The organism is Cerasibacillus sp. JNUCC 74 (assembly GCF_053667775.1).
This window is the reverse complement of sequence record NZ_CM132207.1, coordinates 3,356,969-3,376,853: the sequence shown is the minus strand read 5'-3', so window position 1 is coordinate 3,376,853 and position 19,885 is coordinate 3,356,969. Positions and strand designations below refer to the sequence as shown.

At 33.0% G+C, this 19,885-nt stretch carries 15 protein-coding genes and 3 pseudogenes; 11 read left to right on the top strand and 7 right to left on the bottom strand.

All coding sequences use genetic code 11. The features are described 5' to 3' along the window. Nucleotides 1-69 precede the first annotated feature (69 nt). The gene (locus JNUCC74_RS15055) at nt 70-906 is read left to right on the top strand and encodes a Cof-type HAD-IIB family hydrolase (RefSeq protein ID WP_454065975.1); all 837 of its coding nucleotides are present in this window, start codon (nt 70-72) and stop codon (nt 904-906) included. A 76-nt stretch (nt 907-982) separates the two neighbouring features. On the opposite strand, the pseudogene JNUCC74_RS15050 reads toward JNUCC74_RS15055, so the two are convergent. Continuing rightward, nucleotides 983-1,170: pseudogene (locus tag JNUCC74_RS15050) on the bottom strand (antirestriction protein ArdA); the annotation flags it as partial. 377 nt (nt 1,171-1,547) lie between these two features. Then, nucleotides 1,548-2,180: a CatA-like O-acetyltransferase gene (locus JNUCC74_RS15045; protein WP_454065974.1), complete on the bottom strand. Its 633-nt coding sequence runs from the start codon at nt 2,178-2,180 to the stop codon at nt 1,548-1,550. Nucleotides 2,181-2,946: 766 nt separating this feature from the next. Here JNUCC74_RS15045 and JNUCC74_RS15040 point away from each other — a divergent pair. Continuing rightward, nucleotides 2,947-3,336: pseudogene (locus JNUCC74_RS15040) on the top strand (transposase); the annotation flags it as partial. Nucleotides 3,337-3,735: 399 nt separating this feature from the next. On the opposite strand, the gene JNUCC74_RS15035 reads toward JNUCC74_RS15040, so the two are convergent. Further along, entirely contained in the window at nt 3,736-4,452 is a 717-nt protein-coding gene (locus JNUCC74_RS15035; protein WP_454065973.1) for a dihydropteridine reductase, read from the bottom strand. A 482-nt stretch (nt 4,453-4,934) separates the two neighbouring features. Here JNUCC74_RS15035 and JNUCC74_RS15030 point away from each other — a divergent pair, with 482 nt between their 5' ends. Genes JNUCC74_RS15030 through JNUCC74_RS15015 form a run of 4 tightly spaced genes read left to right on the top strand, consistent with a single transcriptional unit; the run spans nt 4,935 to nt 8,086 of the window. Continuing rightward, nucleotides 4,935-5,879 carry an ABC transporter ATP-binding protein gene (locus JNUCC74_RS15030; RefSeq protein WP_454065972.1) on the top strand — a complete coding sequence of 315 codons (945 nt, stop codon included), beginning with the start codon at nt 4,935-4,937 and terminating at the stop codon, nt 5,877-5,879. Beyond that, nucleotides 5,866-6,642, top strand: coding sequence for an ABC transporter permease (locus JNUCC74_RS15025; RefSeq protein WP_077318255.1), 777 nt, complete (start codon nt 5,866-5,868; stop codon nt 6,640-6,642). The genes JNUCC74_RS15030 and JNUCC74_RS15025 overlap by 14 nt, the downstream gene beginning before the upstream one ends. A gap of 5 nt (nt 6,643-6,647) precedes the next feature. Then, complete coding sequence (locus JNUCC74_RS15020; protein WP_454065971.1) at nt 6,648-7,373, top strand: ATP-binding cassette domain-containing protein; 726 nt, start codon at nt 6,648-6,650, stop codon at nt 7,371-7,373. Further along, a complete protein-coding gene (locus JNUCC74_RS15015) occupies nt 7,370-8,086 on the top strand; it encodes a hypothetical protein (RefSeq protein WP_454065970.1) in 717 nt (238 codons plus the stop codon). Before JNUCC74_RS15020 ends, JNUCC74_RS15015 begins: the two co-directional genes overlap by 4 nt. 429 nt (nt 8,087-8,515) lie before the next feature. Here JNUCC74_RS15015 and JNUCC74_RS15010 read toward each other — a convergent pair whose 3' ends face one another. The 3 genes from JNUCC74_RS15010 to JNUCC74_RS15000 form a co-directional block, all read right to left on the bottom strand. Next, a complete protein-coding gene (locus tag JNUCC74_RS15010; protein WP_454065969.1) occupies nt 8,516-9,844 on the bottom strand; it encodes an aromatic amino acid transport family protein in 1,329 nt (442 codons plus the stop codon). Nucleotides 9,845-9,940: 96 nt separating this feature from the next. Next, on the bottom strand, nt 9,941-10,822 hold the full coding sequence (gene sdaAA / locus JNUCC74_RS15005; RefSeq protein WP_454065968.1) for an L-serine ammonia-lyase, iron-sulfur-dependent, subunit alpha: 882 nt from the start codon (nt 10,820-10,822) through the stop codon (nt 9,941-9,943). Nucleotides 10,823-10,844: 22 nt separating this feature from the next. Beyond that, nucleotides 10,845-11,537: a serine dehydratase beta chain gene (locus JNUCC74_RS15000; RefSeq protein WP_454065967.1), complete on the bottom strand. Its 693-nt coding sequence runs from the start codon at nt 11,535-11,537 to the stop codon at nt 10,845-10,847. Between the two features lie 1,186 nt (nt 11,538-12,723). Between JNUCC74_RS15000 and JNUCC74_RS14995 the strand changes: the two genes are divergently transcribed. Continuing rightward, nucleotides 12,724-13,398, top strand: coding sequence for a helix-turn-helix transcriptional regulator (locus JNUCC74_RS14995; RefSeq protein WP_454065966.1), 675 nt, complete (start codon nt 12,724-12,726; stop codon nt 13,396-13,398). Between the two features lie 368 nt (nt 13,399-13,766). On the opposite strand, the pseudogene serS reads toward JNUCC74_RS14995, so the two are convergent. Next, nucleotides 13,767-15,047: pseudogene (gene serS, locus JNUCC74_RS14990) on the bottom strand (serine--tRNA ligase). 921 nt (nt 15,048-15,968) lie between these two features. Between serS and JNUCC74_RS14985 the strand changes: the two are divergent. The 4 genes from JNUCC74_RS14985 (at nt 15,969) to JNUCC74_RS14970 (ending at nt 19,345) form a co-directional block, all read left to right on the top strand. Beyond that, nucleotides 15,969-16,676 carry a response regulator transcription factor gene (locus JNUCC74_RS14985; RefSeq protein ID WP_454065965.1) on the top strand — a complete coding sequence of 236 codons (708 nt, stop codon included), beginning with the start codon at nt 15,969-15,971 and terminating at the stop codon, nt 16,674-16,676. Next, on the top strand, nt 16,673-17,608 hold the full coding sequence (locus JNUCC74_RS14980) for a sensor histidine kinase (RefSeq protein WP_454065964.1): 936 nt from the start codon (nt 16,673-16,675) through the stop codon (nt 17,606-17,608). Before JNUCC74_RS14985 ends, JNUCC74_RS14980 begins: the two co-directional genes overlap by 4 nt. Before the next feature lie 88 nt (nt 17,609-17,696). Further along, entirely contained in the window at nt 17,697-18,629 is a 933-nt protein-coding gene (locus JNUCC74_RS14975) for an ABC transporter ATP-binding protein (protein ID WP_454065963.1), read from the top strand. Nucleotides 18,630-18,652: 23 nt separating this feature from the next. Next, nucleotides 18,653-19,345, top strand: a complete 693-nt coding sequence (locus JNUCC74_RS14970) for an ABC transporter permease (protein ID WP_077318244.1) — start codon at nt 18,653-18,655, stop codon at nt 19,343-19,345. Nucleotides 19,346-19,885 lie beyond the last annotated feature (540 nt).

Sequence of the window (19,885 nt, the reverse complement as noted above, 5' to 3'; positions counted from 1 at the left end):
ACACTGAATAATTGAAGGTTATTTATTCATCATTGATGTAAGATAAATGTAGTACAGGAGTTGGATAGGTTGAAAAAAATTATTTTTATGGATATCGATGGGACACTCGTCAATGATAATGGAGTGGTCCCTGAATCAGCAAAGTCTGCGGTGCAAAAAGCGAGAGAGAACGGTCATCTTATTTTTATCAGTACAGGGCGTTCAAAAGCAGAACTATATGAGGATATACTGGACATAGGATTCGATGGCATTATTGGCGCAGTTGGAGGATATATTGAAGTTGGTCAAGAAGTCATTTTACATGAAACCGTGGACCCTGAAGATGTCCAGCATCTGGTCGATTATTTTAGCCAGCATGGTATTGATTTTTATTTAGAGTCTAACGGTGGGTTATTTGCTAGTAAATACTGCAAAAAACATATACGCTCCATCATTGATAAAGAAATCAAGGAAAATCCCGGGGCGAAGGAGGAAATTGAAAAAGGAATCCTTCCATTCCATGATGCGCTGATTGAAGGTGAAAGTTTGATAAGAGACGACATTAACAAGATCTCCTTTTTAGGATCAGACATACCTATCGAAAAGATAAGTGAAGAGTTTGGAACAAAATTCAATATTATTTCTAGCACCGTACCTATCTTCGGGGAAAATAGTGGAGAATTATCCATTCCAGGTACCCATAAAGCGACAGCTATTGTAAAGGTATTAGAACATTTGAATATAAATAGAAAGAACTCATTTGCTTATGGTGATGGGATGAATGATTTGGAAATGATTCAATATGTTCACCGTGGAATTGCTATGGGAAATGCTAAAGAAGCTCTGAAGCTAGTGGCTGATGATATTACTGATACTCCTGATGAAGATGGTATATTTAATAGTTTTGTAAAGTACGGGTTAATATAAAAATTGGGGCCCGTCACTCGCTGAATTTTGTGATATCCTACGAAAGTAGCTACCCCATCTGGATGAAGATGGGGTTAGAAATCGGTGTATATTCATCAATTTCAAATGGCAACTCGTAATCATGTACGGTATATTCTTCATATTGCCATTTAAACCAATTCTAATTTTTACGTCTACCATATCAATAGGAGGGGTAAACCAAACACCGACAAGTTCACCTTTATTATATTTTCCAAGGTTTGAGATATAGACTTGCATTTCCATTTGAATTAATCGTCCTTTCTTCTGAGAATAGGCAATAAAAAACAGCCAACTGTTTAAAGTTAGCTGTTTTTTATAAGATATTTTCTCCAGTAGTATGTTAAATTAGGTTCCATCATACAGTTGTCACCAATTCTCACTTCAGCCATATCTAAAATAGTACAATATATCCAGCATAAAAATCATTGCCAACATGAATGTTATAACCTAAGTTATAATGGAAATTATGTTCTATACTTGGGTTGATGTCCGCATTCCCAAACAAATTCTTAATAATTTCCTCTTTCCTTGCTTCATCATCACAATATTATTAAATCCCTGAATAAGTTTATTTGCGTGATTGTTTTCTTTTTTTAAATCCTCCCTATTCCTCCTAAAAGTTAACAGTTCATTTCACGTTGCAGTATTTCAAAAAATAACGTCACATGATAGCCATCTACTGTTGCATGATGAACCTTAATATTCACTGGCATTAGCAACTGTGAACCAACTTTTTCGTACTTTCCACTGGTAATCATTGGTGTTAAATTATTTTTGATAGCTCCTGGTTGAGATGAAAAATGTTCAAAATGCATCCAAGGAATTGATGAAATATTCACCACGTTAGGGGGAACAACTCCCATTGGTGCGATATCTGTTGTGTTTGCATACTCTTTTATAAGCTTTTTGTACTCACGGTCAAATGTTTTATAATCTGTTAATCCTTCCAACCATAAACTATAAAATAATTCAGTTTCCTGATTAAAGTTCGTAAACGTTGGTACTAATTCTTGCCATTCTACTAATTGCTTATCTATGTGGGCATATCTCAAATTCGGAATCTTGTTAACCGATCTAGTCAAATTAAAAATAGAGTAAGCATAAAAGCTTATAGATTCATCTTTGCATTTTTTAACTGCTCGAGTAACATCAATTTTTACTGTCATTTCAAACGTTGTGTCTGTCGCCATAAAATAATCATAATAGTCTCTTCTTGGAAAACTTTCTAAATCAATGACTTGATAAGTTGTCATCTATTTCAACCTCTCATGTAATATATTCAATTATTATTCTATCACTACATTGTCGGTAAGACAGCATTTTAACGCTGTCTTACCGACTACAGCATGTATAAAACTTTGCATAAATATCATCAAAATTTAATTTTACCTTTTATGATAAACAAAATATTTTAAGCCACTTAAAATGACGTATGAAGGGGATTAAACGGTATCAATACTGTTGATTTTTTTAGACTAATTAGAAAAGTTTATTCTAATCCGTTTTGAAAGCACTGTATATAATAAGCATAAATGCAGTAGAATCAAGGAGTTTGGAGTAGCATCAGAGCATATGAACCATATTAAATCATATAAAGTGCAATTCCAAAAAATCCTTTCAGATTTATCCATAAAACTTGACTAGGTATAAATTGAATCCCAAAACTTTTGTTAGAGATTAGTTAAAAACAAAAGGAAAACCAATCTTTTTTATGAGGCGTTCAAAAATGAGCGTCTTTTTTCATGCTAAAATTTAAGCATTTTTAACTGAAGGGAGCTGATGTTATGAAACAAACAAAGCAAGGAAGGTCTTCCCTCTACTCTCAACAAATGATATATGTATGTGAAATTTAATCAGAAAGTTAAAAAAGAAAGAGGCGAAAACATATGAAACTAAAATTTGTTATCCCGAATACAGAATAGACGTTCGTCAATTTGGAGTTTGCCGGAGAAGGCAAAACACAGCAGCCAAGAATCAACGGGCGCATGACCGTATTATCCACACAGGTATAACTTGGTAAGCGTCAATAGCTATGTATTTGGACATAGAAACAATAATTGACTAGTTTTCAAAACATTAGATTAGGCAATAGCTACTTTAAACGAAGAAGAACATCCACTTATTCATAGTGATCGAGGATTTCAATATACTTCACATGGATTTAAACGTAGGATAGATAAGGCTGAGATAACACACAGTATGTCACGAGTTGGTAAATGTATGGATAACGGACCAATGGAATCTTTTTGGGGAACACTCAAAAGCGAAAAGTATTATTTACATAAGTATGAGACATTTGAGGAGCTATCTAAAGCGATGGATGAGTACATATATTTTTATAATCATGATAGATATCAAGAACGATTAAACGGCCTCAGCCCTATAGAATATAGAACTAAAGCCGCTTAAATCATTTTTATTATTTCCACTGTCTACTTGACAGGGGGCAGTTTATTAATAGGTGGGGACTATTTAGACTTACATATATTGGTAATATATTGAAAGTGAGATTTATCAATACACTAAAGTAAAAGTCCATTTCCGGAACAACAGATTCTAATAAAAAGATAAGGATTACGAATTTTAAATCGAACGTAGAATCGATTAGTAAAAAATAATGAAACAGCTAACTGTTTAAAGTTAACTGCTTCTTTAGTTTGGACTATTTGAATTTATTTCTAATGTTCACTTCAATTTTAATCTTTACATTGGAAATGACATCTATTTTTTTAGACTCATCTTAAACAATCGCGCCCATGATTAATGGAACATCTATTTAATATTTACCAAGTAAATATTTTATCTCACTTAAATTGACAAATCAAATGATAAAAACTTAGGCCGTTGTTGTTCATGCTTGTCGAGCATAATCTGTTCAGGCTTGATGCCCTGTTCACGCAGTACTTCAATGTTCTGCACGAGGAATTCGTCACTGCCGACAATATAGAAAAGTCCATCCTTGTCTGCAGCAAGTTTTTTTACTTCTTCATAGTAGTCTTTTCGGTTATCAACAAACTGTGATGTGAACTTCTTGTCAGGAACGGATTCGAAAATATTAGTGAATAAGAAATCTTTTGATGAATCGATGTTCAAGGAATGAATTTGATTGACGTTGTCAGCACGTTCGAAATAATCAAGCACAAGCGGTCTGAAGGTTGCCAGACCGACACCTGATGACAGCAGGTAAACATTTTTTCCTTCTCTTTTAAGCGGTACATTCGAATGAGTTTTAAAGAGTGCAATCTTATTGCCGACTTCAAGGTTTCTTAAAATCGCTTTAAACTCAGAGCATTGTTCTCTGATACGTGTTGTGATACCGATTGAATTTTCATGCGGTAAAGTCGAGATTGACATATGGCGAATTAGCCCGCGGTTTGGTTTATCTCCAGCATTAAAACCTTCCAGTGCGAAGTGGGTGTGAGCACCTTCTTCCCATGTAAAGCCTTCCGGACAGTCGAGCATGTACGTTTTAATCTCAGGCGTTTCTTCAATAATTTTATTTATTTTAGTCCAGTATATTTGCATTATACATTCTCCTTATTTAATTATATGTTCGTTACTATCTAATATACAACAATTGATAATGGTTATCAATTAAACAAATTCAATATTTCAAATAATTTATGTGACTTAATTTAGAAACAATTTAGCAAGAAAACTGGCTCTGAACTTTTTTGTATTTATTATGTTAAAGCATTTAATGCTACACAAGCGGCTATTTCAATTCTATGGTTAAGAATTATTTGGCAATTTAGATTTCATAAAAATTGCGACGGATACTTTATTGCTTCGGCTTTATTTGATAATCCAATACTTGGAATAGATAGTAATGAAAGTAGTAAAGAAATTAAAATTTCGAGAGTATTGAAAATAATTGGGTATGCTGTTAATCTGTTAATAATTGTTTACTGGGTTATACCTTTTTTATGGATTCTATTTTCAAGTATTTTTTTGTAATTCATTGAAAGCGGATTATTTAAGATAAAAAAGCATTGGAGGTTGCAATGATGATAGAAATTAAGGGGGATAATAAAAATTTAAAAATTAATGCTATTTCTAAATCTTATAAGCGTGGAACTGTAAGAGCAAACTGTGACATTTCAGCTGTACTTCACCCAGGGCAAATTGTAGCTGTTATAGGTCATAATGGAGCTGGTAAATCAACATTATTAAATCAAATCATTGGTATCGTTAAACCTGATCAAGGTCAAATTGATTACCAAGGAATATCATTTATTAATAATACAAAATCTGCTAGAAATCTTGTTTCTATGATGCCACAATTTCATGCACCATTATCAGGTGTTACTTTGCGTCAGTCGGTTGAATCAATCTTACATATTCGTGGCATTTCAGGTAAAAAAAACAAAGAACTTTGTAAAGAAATCTTAGTTGAACTAAAGATTGATAAATGGGCAGATAGACCTGGTGAAAAGCTTTCTGGTGGTTTACAAAGATTGGCATCATTTGCTATGGCAGTGATATCACCATCTCCTATACTCCTACTTGATGAGCCTACAAATGATGTTGATCCTGTAAGAAGAAAGTTAGTTTGGAATTATATGAGAAAGTTAGCTAAAAATGGGCATATTGTAGTTGTAGTTACTCATAATTTATTAGAAGTTGAGCAGTATGCTGACCGCTTTCTATTATTGAATCATGGTAAGTTGATTCAAGATGAATTGATAATAGGAGAACATAAACAAATATCGACCAATATACTTTTTGTAATCATGAATGATTGGGGTTCCCTATCAAATCTACCTAAATCATTAGAGACTAGATACATAGAGGAGGAGATGCAAATTATTTTTAATCTTTCTGCTGAACAAGTTCCTGATGCAATAGCATGGGTATTGAAACAAATTCATGAAAGGAAAGTGGTTAATTACAGGCTTACATCTGCATCGCTAGAAGCATCATATAGGGGGTTAACAGATGGAAATGAATAATACTATAACAATTAATGGGAATAATGGATTGGTATTAAGAATCAAAAAGTTCTGGGGGCTAATTCGTTGGAGTCTTGTAAGACATAAATATCTTTTACCCATATTTAGTATTGTACAAGTAGCTTTTGCGTTGGCAATTGTGTATGGCCTGGCACTACTAATTCCAGATATGAATGATACCTTGGCTTTATATTTATCCTCAGGAGCAATTGCTCTTGGAATTATTGCGGTTGGATGTGTGCTAGCTCCACAGATAGTCAGCACAGCCAAGCAAGATGGTATCTTTAAATACCAAAAAACACTGCCAGTTTCTCGTAGTTCAATACTTGTGGCGGATATTATAATTTGGTGCGTTGCTTCACTACCAGGAGTTTTTATGGGATGTTTAGCTGCAATACTTCGATTTAATATCTCTTTACATATAACATATTTAAGCTTTTTATTTATTTTAATTGCTCAGATAACTATGATATGCATCGGTTTTGCAATAGCTTATACTTTTAAGCCAAATGTTATGGCTTTAGTAACACAATTAATAATGATCGGTGGTTTATTATTTTCTCCTATCACTTATCCAATGGAAAGATTACCGGAGTGGACGACTTACATCCATCAAATACTCCCATTTGTCCCAACAACAAATTTGTTACGTTCAACATTATTTAATTATGGTGTGTTTTCACTAATTGATTTAATAGTCGTATTACTTTGGGCTATTCTTGGGTTTCTAATATCTTTTATTGTGCTTTCGAGAAGGGACTAGATTTTATGGTAAATATATTAATAGATAATCTATGTAAGGTTATTAATGAAAATGAGGTTATAAGGAAAGCTGATGCACATATTTCTGGAGGAGAAATATGTGCATTCATTGGACCAAATGGAGTAGGTAAAACAACTTTATTGAAGTGCTTATTAGGTTTACTCTCACCGGACCAAGGATCTATAAAGATAGATAATCAAGTGTTGTCTAAATCGAATCGTTCAGAAATGTTAAAGGAATTTGGCTCTGTAATTCAACTCCCTCCGAGTACTTCTGATATGACCGTTTATGAGTTATTTGTTGAACACTATAATTACATGGAAATAAAAGAACCTACTCCTCATATGGAGATGTTAGAGCTACTTGAATTACAAGTTCCACTAACAAAAAAGATAGGTCAATTATCTTTAGGGATGAAACAGCGTCTTCAGTTAGCAATAGCTTTATCTCATCGACCAAAAATAATTATATTAGATGAGCCCTTTAATGGACTTGATTTTGATGGTATAAACCTAATGAAGGAAATCCTTTCTGATTTAAAAGGTAAAGGCGTTTGTGTAATAATAACTAGTCATTCCTTATCAGAACTTGAGAATTTCGTTACTAGTGTAGTATTCATGTTGAATGGTAAAACTTATAAAAAAAGAGAGCTTAAAGATATAGTTAAGAATTATTCCGGAGGTCTTAAAGAATACTATTATTTTTTGAAAAGGGGAGGAATAACTAATTGAGAAGAATAAATTATAATTTTGAACGCTCCAAAGTAAAGAAATTTAATAAGTCTATCCTTTTAACAGCTTTTTTTGCTCAGATTATTTCACTTTATTTTTTTACTATTATTGGGCGTTTTGATGCTTCTGAATCCGATAATATATTAACTAACTATAGCGCTCTTTCAGGATTAGCTTCTACAATCTCCATGTGTATATTAGTTATTTATGGAGCGATTATTATAAATGGAACTCTTGTTAAAAATTATATTGGAGAGAATAAAATTAGAACTTATTCATACCCAAACGGAAGGTCTCAATTATTCTACGACAAAGTAATGGCTTTTTCGAGTGTTTTTAATTCCTTTCAGTTCTTAGGTATGGCAGCGGCTAATATCGTTTATTTAATTATAGAATCGCTATTTCCAATACTTGATTCCCACGTATTTGCTCTAAGTTATTTAGTTCACTTTTTTATTATTAATATATCAACAGCTATACTAACTGTATCATTAATAATTTTTTCAGGGCTAGCAGGTGTATATTTGAATTCAACAGTCACAACTATTGTAACGGGAGTTATTCTAATAGCTGTGCTTGGTAATGTACTAGCAATGGCTTTCGCTAGTCATTTACTAGTCACATTAATTTCAACTATTCTGATTGCATTCCTATCCGTAATATTAATTAAATTAACTGGTATAAAAATAGAGCAAGATGAAGTGTTATCATAATAAGATTGTTTTTTATACTTTGTGTTTGTGAAGAAGAATATGACAGCCAGAGGAGTTAATCAAATTAGGAAATATATGTAAGCGTAAAACAGTCCCCATCTAATTAATAGGTGGGGACTGTTTTACGCTTACAAACGTTTTCCTTTTCTACGGATCACTAATTATAATTCTGTAATTTGCATTAAACGATAAATGCGTTTGTAATTGAACATTTTTCTTCCCTTTCCGATTTAATATTTAATGGAATTCTTCATAACCATAAACCTATAGTGGACTTTCACCACCAAGTTATCACCCATGCCAGGCGCACAGTAAAAAAACCTTATTCGATGTCGAATAAGGTTAAGGGGTTTGAGCTTCTTTTTTCTTCAAACCATTTGGGATAATTGAACTTGTCCCTCCAGACCACCTTAGAAAAAGTCTAGTAGATTAGAAGAATGCTTTAATACTTGATAGAACTACTAGTATGCCCACAATAATGACAAATGCGTTGCTAATATAATTTTTTCTGTATTTAGCTAGTGCAGGCACTTTATAGATTGCATACATTGGTAATAAGAATAAAATTAGCGCAATTAGTGGTGCATTAATCATATCGATGAGATCAAGAATACTTGGGTTTGCATAAGCAACTAGCCAGCATGTCACGATCATAAATCCAATGATGATGTTCTTCACGGTTTTACTATTTATATTTTTTCCGCGGGATTTAGCGGCTTGCACAATAATGTCTTCTAATCCTTCATATGCACCTACATAATGGCCAAGGAAAGATTTTGTAATGGCAATGAAAGCAATGATAGGAGCTGCATATGCGAATAATGGCATACTATATTTATTAGCAAGATAAGAAAGAATTGGTAAATTTTGTTCTTTGGCAAGTGCAAGTTCACCAGAAGTCACACTTAAGACAGTACTGAATACAAAGAACAGTACAACAGAAATCGTCATGATATAACATACCTTTTGAATTTGGGCACATTTGCGGTCTACATTTTCTATTCCATAGCTTTCCCGTTGTTTAATAACAAAAGTAGATATCATAGGAGAATGGTTAAACGAAAATACGATGATTGGTAGGATAAACCAAGCCATTCCTAAAATATCTGTAAAACCTACTCCTCCATTTACAGATGCAAAATTACCAGCTAAACTTAAATTTGAAAAATCCCATTGTGGAATCAAATATAGAGAAAGAAACACCAGAGTTGCTATAAATGGATATACAATCCAGCTCATTACTTTTACAGTAACATCATGACCAAAATTCACGATAAATATTAGACCGAGAACTAAAATAAGTGATAGTATAATTCTAGGTGGTGATTGCATGTCCAATTGATTCTCCATGAAACTGCCTGCAGTATTGGTTAATGAGACTGCATACATAAGCAATATTGCATAAATCGAAAAGAAATAGATGATATCAAAAACTGTACTGGCCTTTTTTCCGAAATACTCCCTTACTGTAGCTGTAATTCCCTCACCAGCAGATTCGGAAGAGTAGATCATTTTAGCCATCGCCCTATGTGAAAAGTACATGACAGGGAATGCAAGTACCGTAATTAAAAGTAAAGATAATATCCCCCCTGCCCCAGCATTAATTGGTAAAAAGAGTACACCTGCCCCAATTGCTGTTCCAAAAAGACTCATTGCCCAAGTGGTATCTTGCATATGCCATTTATTAGGGTCTTTATACTGTTTAACATCTTCTGTAGTTTTTTTAACTTCATGTACTTTAGCCGCACTTTGACTCATTTTAATTTCCTCCTTGTGAGGCATGGATTTTAATTATTGTTTACAACTTCACAATATGTTAGAAAAAATATGTTTTATTATAATATGGGTAAAATCTTATTGTTCTTTTCCGAGAATTTTATTTCTAATAGCAATGCCTGTCGGTGTGTCTGCAACCCCACCTAAGCCAGTTTCCCTTAATTCCCGAGGCATCTGTCTACCTACTTTATACATTGCTTCAACTACTTCATCAGCATTTATTAGATTGTCTACACCAGCTAATGCTAAATCTGCTGCAACTAATGCATTAGCCGTTCCAACGGCATTTCTTTTTACACAAGGAATCTCTACCAAACCTCCAACTGGATCACAAACTAAACCGAGTAAATTTTGTAGTGCGGTTGAGAAAGCGTGAGCTGATTGCTCTGGTGTTCCTCCTGCAGCTTCTACTGCCGCTGCAGCCGCCATTGCGGAGGCACTACCTACTTCAGCTTGACATCCTCCTAAAGCTCCTGCAATACACGCATTATTTGCTACAATCATACCAAATAATGCTGAAGTAAACAGAAAATGAATCTGTTCCTCACGACTTAACTGTAACGTTTCTTTAATGGTAAAAAGTACACCCGGGATTGTTCCACTTGCTCCAGCTGTTGGCGTTGCACAAATAACTCCCATAGCCGCATTCACTTCATTTGTGCCTATAGCACTCTGGACGCCTCTCATCATTATATCGCCAGAAAGCGTTCTTCCACTTTCACGATATTTTTTAATTTTAACCGCTTCTCCTCCAGTTAACCCAGTCAGCGAAAATACACCATCGCCTTCAATACTCCTATTTACAGCATTTTCCATTGTTTCTAAGTTTTTTTCCATATTCTGCCAAGCTTCATCAAAAGTAGATCTCATTACTTCCATTTCCTGTTCTATTGCTAATATATAAATGGGTACTTGTCTTTCATTTGCAGCATCTACTATTTCTTTAATAGACATATACATACCGTTTCACCCCCTGGTAAAATTAAAGTATAATGATCTTAGCCATCTCACTGAGTTTTTCTAATTCTTTCCGGGCATCCCTACTTAATTGTGAATCCAAATCGAATTGGTATAAGTATTTTCCGTCTTTCTCCAAACTGATGGAGTTATTAATATCCACATCGTGCTTTTTAAAGATTCTGTGTAATTCAAGTTCAAGATTATTTCGATCCGAAATCGCTATCATTATTGGTAATGAACCTTGAGGATGTAAGCTAAATCCATCGATTTCAATATGTTTCACTTTAATTAATCCACCACCGACTGAAATGCCCATTGTTCGAATATATTGGCTATCATCCTGTAGATAAATGTCAGCAGTATTGGGATGCCCGGCAGGACTATCACCTGATTCTTCTAAAAAGGTGATGTCAATGCCTTGAGACTCTGCTATTTTAATAGCATCTGGTACCCTACTATCATCAGCCTCAAAACCTAATATACCGGAAATAATGGCAAAATCAGTTCCGTGTCCTTTATGAGTTTCTGCAAAAGATTCATAATACTTTACCACCACTTTTTTTGGAAGACCTTTAAATAATTTATTTGCAACCAATCCCATGGCTAAAGCACCTGCCGTATGTGAACTTGAAGGTCCGATCATAACTGGTCCAATCACATCAAAACAACTTTTGTAACTGACATTCTTTTTTTCTCTCGCCGTTACTACGCTCATGGCTAATCCTCCCTTGAATTTAATTAATTTACTGGAATAATCTTGAAATAACATTTATTAAAAATTAAAACGTATTTAAATTTGGCTGAATTTTACATGAAAGTGCTTCTAATGTGTCAGTAAGAATGGGGTACCAATTATTTCAAATTCTTATTGAAATGGAAAATTTTTGCTTTTAATTGGTGCTTACTTATTATGAAGTTAAGTTTCAATAATTCTTTAATCACTTGTTAGACTAGAAATGATTTGCATATGCAACAATAAAAGCAGACACATAATAAATTTTTAGTAATTAGATTCCTTATTACGGATAGAAACAACTATATAAAACCGCTTTCAAAATACGCCAAATAATCGATCAGAATACCTTTTTATTTTGTTATTCCTGTTTTTGAGTTCACCTCCTATTATTATTATTTTGAATAGATCCAAGGACAAGATTTCATAAGTTTCTAAGAAAAACGATATAATGTCTCTACTTGTAATAAAAATTTATCAATATAATAATTTATTATTACAAGTTAAAAATATCACATAAAAAATATACCGTCAACATATTATAATAAAAAATTTCTTTAATAAAAAATTTTTATTATAATATTGGATTGTCTGTAAAATCTGTTATAATTATCTGTATAAAAAAAGGACGTGCCATTTGACATCTTTTCTTTCATTGGAAAGGTATTCTTATCCATTTATAGTATAGTGGCAACTTTTTTAAATAAAAATTGGATCCTTTCCTCTTCCACAGCAGTTGGAAACCAGGATGTTCCTTCTTATCCAGCAATACGAAAACGGTTTGCCAAAAAGTTAACAGTTACTTGTAGAATAATTTATTTGAATAGTTTAGGAAGATGTTTTTACCAGTTTGTGAATTATATAACATTTCAATCATGAATAAGGATGAATGGGATAAATGACTACTCCTTAAATATAGTCGTAACCGAAAGGTACAATACTGAATTTATGGTTAAATAGAGCCTTTCTAGAAGACAGAAGATTGATTTGCAAAAGCTGGACTAAATGAAAATTGCATCCGAAAAAAGGACGAGTAAACCTTTTTGAACTATTATTATAGTAAATAGTTGTAATTCAATCGTGATTAAAAACGATTTACTTAAAATTATCTTGGAAATTCTTAACCAATCATTCAAAAAGAAGGATTTATAAAAAGGAGGAGTACTGATTGGATGATCATCTTTTTCGACACTATAAAAATATAATGAATTATTTTGGTGAAATTTGTGGATCTCATTATGAATTTGTATTACATGTTTTAGATCCTGACGGAGGTTCGCACATTGGTCACATCGTCCATGGTGAATTAAGTGGAAGGTCATTAAATAGCCCCTTAACCAACTATGCGAAAAAGTTAATTGAGGAAAAAGTATATTTAAAAAAAGATTTTATTGTAAATTATGTTGGAGAAGGGCCAAAAGGTAAAAAATTTCGTTCATCAACCATGTTTATAAAAGATCATGAAGGTCAATTACAAGGTCTTTTGTGTATAAACTTTGATGCGGATGCCTATCGAAAGGTCGCAAAGGATTTATTAAATTTAGCTAATCTAAGCTGGGATATAGCGTATATAGACAAAAAAACAGAACAGGAACAACCCGTTGAAAAACTGACCGAAAATATTCATAACATTATTTATACACAAATAGACAAAGATATATTAGAATCTGGTGCTCAATTATCACCTGAACAAAAAAAACTCGCCATTTCCAAATTAAAGGAATCTGGTGTATTTGATATTAAAGGTACTGTAATTGACGTTGCTAAAGTAATGGGAATGTCTGAATCAAGTGTTTACCGTTATCTACGGATAGTATCACTTAACGAAAATAAAAATAAATAAATTATCATTTAATATCAAGAATTACTGGGTAGTAAGCGTATCCATTGTGGATTTATATGGCGATAGTATCCAGAAAACAGGTAGATAGGCAGGAATTTTCTATAAAAATACAGATGGGAAAAAGTTAAGGCCATACCTTATGTTGTTTGTTTTATCAAACACTTATTACAAATATGAAAATAGTTACGTCGTCCGTGGTACGATTGGAGGTGATGATTATGAGTTAATATTTGGGGTCTCAGAAGAAGTTCCTTACTAAAATTTTTAAGTAAGGGGCTGGCTGAGGGTCTTCACGATATAGAAGTGGATGTTGCTGCCACGCTTTATATCCTATTATTTAGGTACCTCGAATTGGAACAGCCCCTATTTTATTCATCAATTCCAATATATTCTTTACTACCCATATAAGGTCTTAAAACTTCTGGTATTCGTACTCTTTCTTCCTTCTGTTGATTATTCTCTAAAATGGCTGCAACAGTACGCCCAACTGCCAATCCAGAACCATTTAGCGTATGAACGAATTCGGGCTTCCCTTTTGGTTCTCTTCTAAACCGGATATTTGCTCTTCTTGCTTGGAAATCTTCAAAATTACTGCAAGAAGAATTCTCACGATATGTGTCGTAGCTTGGTAGCCATACTTCTAAGTCATATTTTTTTGCAGCAGTAAAACCTAGACCCCCTGTACAAATAGCTACTACCCGATATGGAAGTCCTAACAATTGTAATACCTTTCTGCATCATTTGTTGATTTTTCCATTTCCCCATAAGAATCTTCTGGTTTAACGAATTTTACCAATTCAACTTTATTAAACTGATGTTGACGAATTAAACCACGTGTGTCTCTTCCTCCCGATCCAGCTTCAGAACGAAAACAAGCACTGTACGCAGCAAACTTAGCAGGAAGATCATCTTTGGATAATATTTCATTACGATAGTAATTCGTACAGGCACTTCCGCCGTTGGTATTAAGAAATAATCCTCCTTCTCAACTAAAAACACATCTTCTTCAAATTTTGGCAGCTGCCAGTCCCTGTAAGGCTTAACACGATTCACTAAATACGGAGGTAATATTTCTGTATAACCATGTTGTTCAGTATGAAGATTAAGCATAAAGGAGATTAGTGCTCTTTCTAATTTTGCGCCAAGGCCTTTATAAAAAACAAAGCGACTTCCTATTACTTTTCAGCACGTTCAAAATCAATAATTTCTAATTCAGTAGCAACATCCCAATAGGGTTTCGGATCAAAATCAAATTGAGGAAGTTCTCTACACTTACGAATTTCAACATTCTCATCCTCTGTATCACCAATGGGTACGGTTTCATACGGCAAATTTGGAATGGACAAAAGTAATGCATTTAATTCTTCTTCAATCACACGTAATTCTTCATCGAGTTTCTTTATTTGTTCTCCAACTTCACGCATTTCTACAATTAAAACTTCAGCATCTTTATTCTCTTTCTTTAGAACGGCGATTTGATAAGATACATCTTTTCTCTTTTTCTTTAATTGTTCAGTTTCGACGATTAATTTCCGACGCTTTTGGTCAAGTTCAGCAAACTTTTCTAATTCGGTTAAGTCTTCACCACGATGTTGTAATTTTACTTTTACCTCTTTAAAGTTCTCCCTAAGTGGTTTAATATTAAACATTTTACGACCTCCTTTTTAGTTTGAAAATAGAAATAAAAAAACTTCCATCCCTAAAAAGGAACGGAAGTTTGATATCCGCGTTGCCACCCAAATTGCAAGTATTGTAAAAAATACTTACCTCTCGATAATATATCGGTTTCGCCGGCAGTATCTACTCAAATTCTTTTCAGTACCACTCTCAAGGATGGATTCACAAATATGTCGCTCATTCTCTTTATTTAACGTGATAATGTTTACATTGAAAAAGGTTATTCAGTCGTTCAGCAAATGTTTTTGCGGATGAAGTATCCAAACAATAGATACAAATAGTGAAATAGCTCATGGGCATTTAACACAACTCTATATTGTAGAAACAATACATGAATGTAATTTAAAAATGATAAATATTGTAAAAGGAGCTATTGCTCTTCATGGAAGTGCGGGAACACTAGATCCAAGAATGGTTTGAAGTGTTTATTTAGGCACAATTTGGATATCATCAAAAATCAGCTTTCTTTCAAATCAACTTCTAAAGAAGAAAAATGGACAAAATCTCTATAGCCGTTTTAATTGTCTAATAATAAAAAAATTAGAAATAAAAAAATCCTGCTAGAAGACACTTTTGTAACTAGGAACTATTGTTGTTAAAATGTTGCAAAACAATTAATTAAGAAAGCACTTACATGACTTGATACATACGATTTAGTAGTTACTCATATCTAATGCTAGAAAATAAGGAATGTAGTCCGGAATTTACGCATCTTTCAGAAAGATAAAGGAAAACTACTGCCCAATAGGGTCGGGAGCTTTAGGGATCATCAAGTTTTGTTCCTTTTACTGTACCTTATTTCACTAAAACATTAAAATAAAAGTCACAATGTTAACCAGGGGCAATGCTAGAAAATGATTTGAAAATGTAAATGGAAATGGAGGATGTAACGGATGCAAGACAAAATATTGTTAATAGAAGATGACCCATCGATTTCCGAGATGGTTACAAACTTTTTATCCAAAGAAGGATTTTGTGTCATCCATTCATCAGATGGAAAAGAAGCGATGGATTTATTTGAACAACAAACATTTGATTTGGTCATATTAGACTTGATGTTACCAAAACAGAGTGGCATTGATTGCTTGAAGGAGATGAGAAATCAAAGTCTCGTTCCGGTACTAATTATTTCTGCTAAAGACAGTGATGTAGATAAAGCGATCGGTCTAGGTTTTGGCGCAGATGATTATCTCACAAAGCCTTTTTCCATGATTGAATTACTTGCAAGGGTGAAGGCATCCATCAGAAGAGCAACCGAGTATTCCGGACATAAAGAAAAACGCCAGCGAAAAATGCTTCACATTCATAAGCTAACGATTGATATAGATAATTTTCATATTAGTAAAAAAGGAATTACTATCAAACTAACAAACAAAGAATGGGAAATATTAAAGTTATTTATTCAACATCCTACAAAAGTATTTACGAAAGAACAAATTTATCGTTTAGTTTGGAAAGAAGAATATTATGGAGATGAAAATGTGATTAACGTCCATATGAGTAGATTAAGAGAAAAAATAGATGATGACCCAGCGAATCCACAATATATTGAAACATTATGGGGAATCGGCTACAGACTAGGAGAATTGAATTCTAAATGATGTTTATGGTGATGGGCGTTATCTTTATTTTAATAACTTTAAATATAATTCAGTATGTACAAATGACAAATAGAGATAAAAAACTAGATTATTTGGCTAATAAACTCGGACAAATTTTAGAAGAAGATTCTATGGAACAATTATTATTAATGACGGATGATAAAAAGTTAAAAGCTTTAATAATTGAAATAAATAAGTTGCTTGATATGCATAAGGGAAGAATTGCAAAATACAATCAGTCAAGACAGGCTATGAAAAAAATGTTAACCAATATTTCACACGATTTGAAAACACCATTAACAGTCGTACTAGGGTATATCGAAATGATTCAGAAAGACAAAACAATCGATCAAAAGGAACAAGAAAGGCTGCTATTACAAGTTCATCGTAAAACAATAGAAATTATCGATCTAATGAATGCTTTTTTCGATTTGGCAAGAGTGGAATCAGGAGATAAAGAAATTCCACTAATGAAAATAAATATCAATGAGATTTGTAAAGATAATTTACTTTCATTCTATGATGTAGTTCAAACTAAAGGGTTAAAGATAGATTTCCAATTACCAGATAACCCCATTCATGTAGTAGGAAATAAAGAAGCGCTGAACAGAGTTTTACATAATCTTTTGTCAAATGCCATCCAGTATGGCAGTGACGGTAAGATACTCGGTTTAGCTCTAACTTTTAACGAAAAACATGTTTGTATTGACGTATGGGACAGAGGAAAAGGAATCGAGGAACAGAAGCAAGATCTCGTTTTCGAAAGAATGTTCACATTAGAAGAATCAAGAAACAAAGCCTTTCACGGAAGCGGGCTAGGATTAACAATTACGAAAAGACTGCTAGAACAAATGAATGGAACGATACATGTACAAAGTATGCCATATCAGAAAACAACATTTACGGTTACGTTACCACGAATCACTTACTAACTTAAGAAATAAGTAAGAATTAAGAAAGAGAAAAGCAACAGCTGGTTGGTACGATGCATATAACTAAACTTGAAGAAAGGATGGAAATATGGTGTATATCATAAAGACACATAACGTAACAAAGTGTTTTCAAGGGAAAGAAGTCGTATCAAAAATAAATATGAATGTAAAAAAAGGCGAAATTTATGGATTCCTCGGTCCGAATGGATCAGGAAAAACAACACTCATGAAAATGCTAACAAACTTAATAAAACCTACCGCCGGAGAAATTGAGATTTTTGGACAGCCATTGACCCCTTCTTCGTCATACGATGTGTTAGGAAGGATAGGAAGTATGATCGAGTATCCGATTTTCTATGAGAAATTTACAGCTAAGGAAAACTTAGAACTTCACTGTGAATATATGGGTTACCATAATAAAAAAGCGATAAATGAAGTATTAGAAATGGTTCATTTAATAAATATTGACAATAAACCGGTGGAGAACTTTTCATTAGGGATGAAGCAACGTTTAGGTATTGCAAGAGCCATTATTACAAGACCTGAGCTATTAATTCTCGATGAACCAATTAATGGACTTGACCCTATTGGTATACGAGAAATTAGAAATTTGTTCAAACTACTCTGTAAAGAATATGATATTACGATGCTAATCTCTAGTCACATTTTAGCTGAAATTGAACAAATGGCGGATACGATCGGAGTTGTTAACAAGGGAAAATTAATCGAAGAAGTTTCGCTGGAGGAAATGAGAAAAAAAAATAGAGAATACATGGAGTTCGTAACGTCAAATCCGACGAGGGCATGTTTTATTCTCGAAAATAGACTTCATTTGCGTAATTTTAAAATAATTGACCAGAAAATCATTCGTATTTTTGAACAGAGTGTGTCACAATCGGAGATTTCAAAAACAATGATTTTAAACGGCATCGAGATTGAGTCAATGAGTAAAAAAATAACGTCCTTAGAAGAATATTTTATGGGGTTAATGGATAAAGAGAAACAAGATGAAGTAAGGTAAAAATAATTGGAGATGGTTTATACATGTTTACATTAATGAAATTGGAATTCAAAAAAGTGAAAATGGGATGGTATGTAAAGGGAGCAGTTATTGCAAATATCCTAATCCTTTCTTCCCTTTTTATCATTGGTTATATTGAAAAGTTGGAAGGTAATGTTGTTTTTCTTGACTACGACGAAGTTTTTATTATAATAGGTGCATTTGTAAGAGCCACATTTATTATTTTTGCAGCGGTCTTAATTGTAAAATTAGTGATCGAAGAGTTTAAAAATAAAACAATCACCGTATTGTTTACGTATCCTATTAATAGAAAGAAGTTAATTGGTGTAAAACTATTTATTGTCGGTTCCTTAACCTTTATTACAATCATTATATCTAATTTTTTTGTACTTGGTTCATTTTTTGCATTGAATCCATACTTTCAAATCATTCCAGGTACTCTTTCATTGGAAATGGTAGTCCAACAAATTATTCCAATCATTACATTTGCTTTTGCGGCAGCAGGAACAAGTTTAATTAGTTTATATTTCGGAATGCGAAAATTTTCTGTCCCAGCAACAATTATTTCGTCAATTGTGATCGTTTTTTTAATTAGTTCTCATAATCCAGTCTTTTCTGTAGCTTCGATTGTTTATATTCCGTTATTATTAGCGGTCATTGGTATTTTAATATCTATTTTGTCAATTAGAAAAATAGACAAAATAGATATTATTTGAGGTAAAAAATTTGGCAGGCGTAGGATTTCGATCTAAACTTATTATTTTATATGATAGGTTAGTTATAATAAGAATAGTTTTCTGAATCGAGCTAGCTAGGTGACTTAAACTTGTTCGCCTACCTTGAAATAGTTAATAGATCTTTATTAAAATGTAAAGCTGCTTTTAAATTTGAGAGAATATCTTGAGGTAATACAATATTAAGGCTACTAAAATTATAATATTTAAATCCAATGTTTTTACCTTTCTAATCGCAAGTTCTCATAACGACACAATCTTTTTAATTGAATTTTCTATTAACATAAAAATATAAATGTGAACTTGAAATCAATAAAAAATTCCTTGTCCATTCTCATAGCGTCTTTGAATATATGAAATAAAGCTAGTTCTTGATATAATAAGTCTACAAACATTGATGATCTGATGATAATCCATCATATCAAAAAACACGGGAACTCGGGTGGTTGTATTGAATTCTGACTAATTTGTTTATTCTTAGATATCTTGAAAGTTTACAGGATAACTTTATTCAAAATCAGG

Bases quoted from the DNA above. Each gene is read 5' to 3' on its own strand.
- JNUCC74_RS15035 (WP_454065973.1), bottom strand. From the start codon at position 4,452: ATGCAAATATACTGGACTAAAATAAATAAAATTATTGAAGAAACGCCT.
- JNUCC74_RS15000 (WP_454065967.1), bottom strand. From the start codon at position 11,537: ATGAGCGTAGTAACGGCGAGAGAAAAAAAGAATGTCAGTTACAAAAGT.
- JNUCC74_RS14970 (WP_077318244.1), top strand. From the start codon at position 18,653: ATGTTTACATTAATGAAATTGGAATTCAAAAAAGTGAAAATGGGATGG.
- JNUCC74_RS15025 (WP_077318255.1), top strand. From the start codon at position 5,866: ATGGAAATGAATAATACTATAACAATTAATGGGAATAATGGATTGGTA.
- JNUCC74_RS15010 (WP_454065969.1), bottom strand. From the start codon at position 9,844: ATGAGTCAAAGTGCGGCTAAAGTACATGAAGTTAAAAAAACTACAGAA.
- sdaAA (WP_454065968.1), bottom strand. From the start codon at position 10,822: ATGTATATGTCTATTAAAGAAATAGTAGATGCTGCAAATGAAAGACAA.
- JNUCC74_RS15045 (WP_454065974.1), bottom strand. From the start codon at position 2,180: ATGACAACTTATCAAGTCATTGATTTAGAAAGTTTTCCAAGAAGAGAC.
- JNUCC74_RS14980 (WP_454065964.1), top strand. From the start codon at position 16,673: ATGATGTTTATGGTGATGGGCGTTATCTTTATTTTAATAACTTTAAAT.
- JNUCC74_RS14975 (WP_454065963.1), top strand. From the start codon at position 17,697: ATGGTGTATATCATAAAGACACATAACGTAACAAAGTGTTTTCAAGGG.
- JNUCC74_RS15030 (WP_454065972.1), top strand. From the start codon at position 4,935: ATGATAGAAATTAAGGGGGATAATAAAAATTTAAAAATTAATGCTATT.
- JNUCC74_RS14985 (WP_454065965.1), top strand. From the start codon at position 15,969: ATGCAAGACAAAATATTGTTAATAGAAGATGACCCATCGATTTCCGAG.
- JNUCC74_RS15020 (WP_454065971.1), top strand. From the start codon at position 6,648: ATGGTAAATATATTAATAGATAATCTATGTAAGGTTATTAATGAAAAT.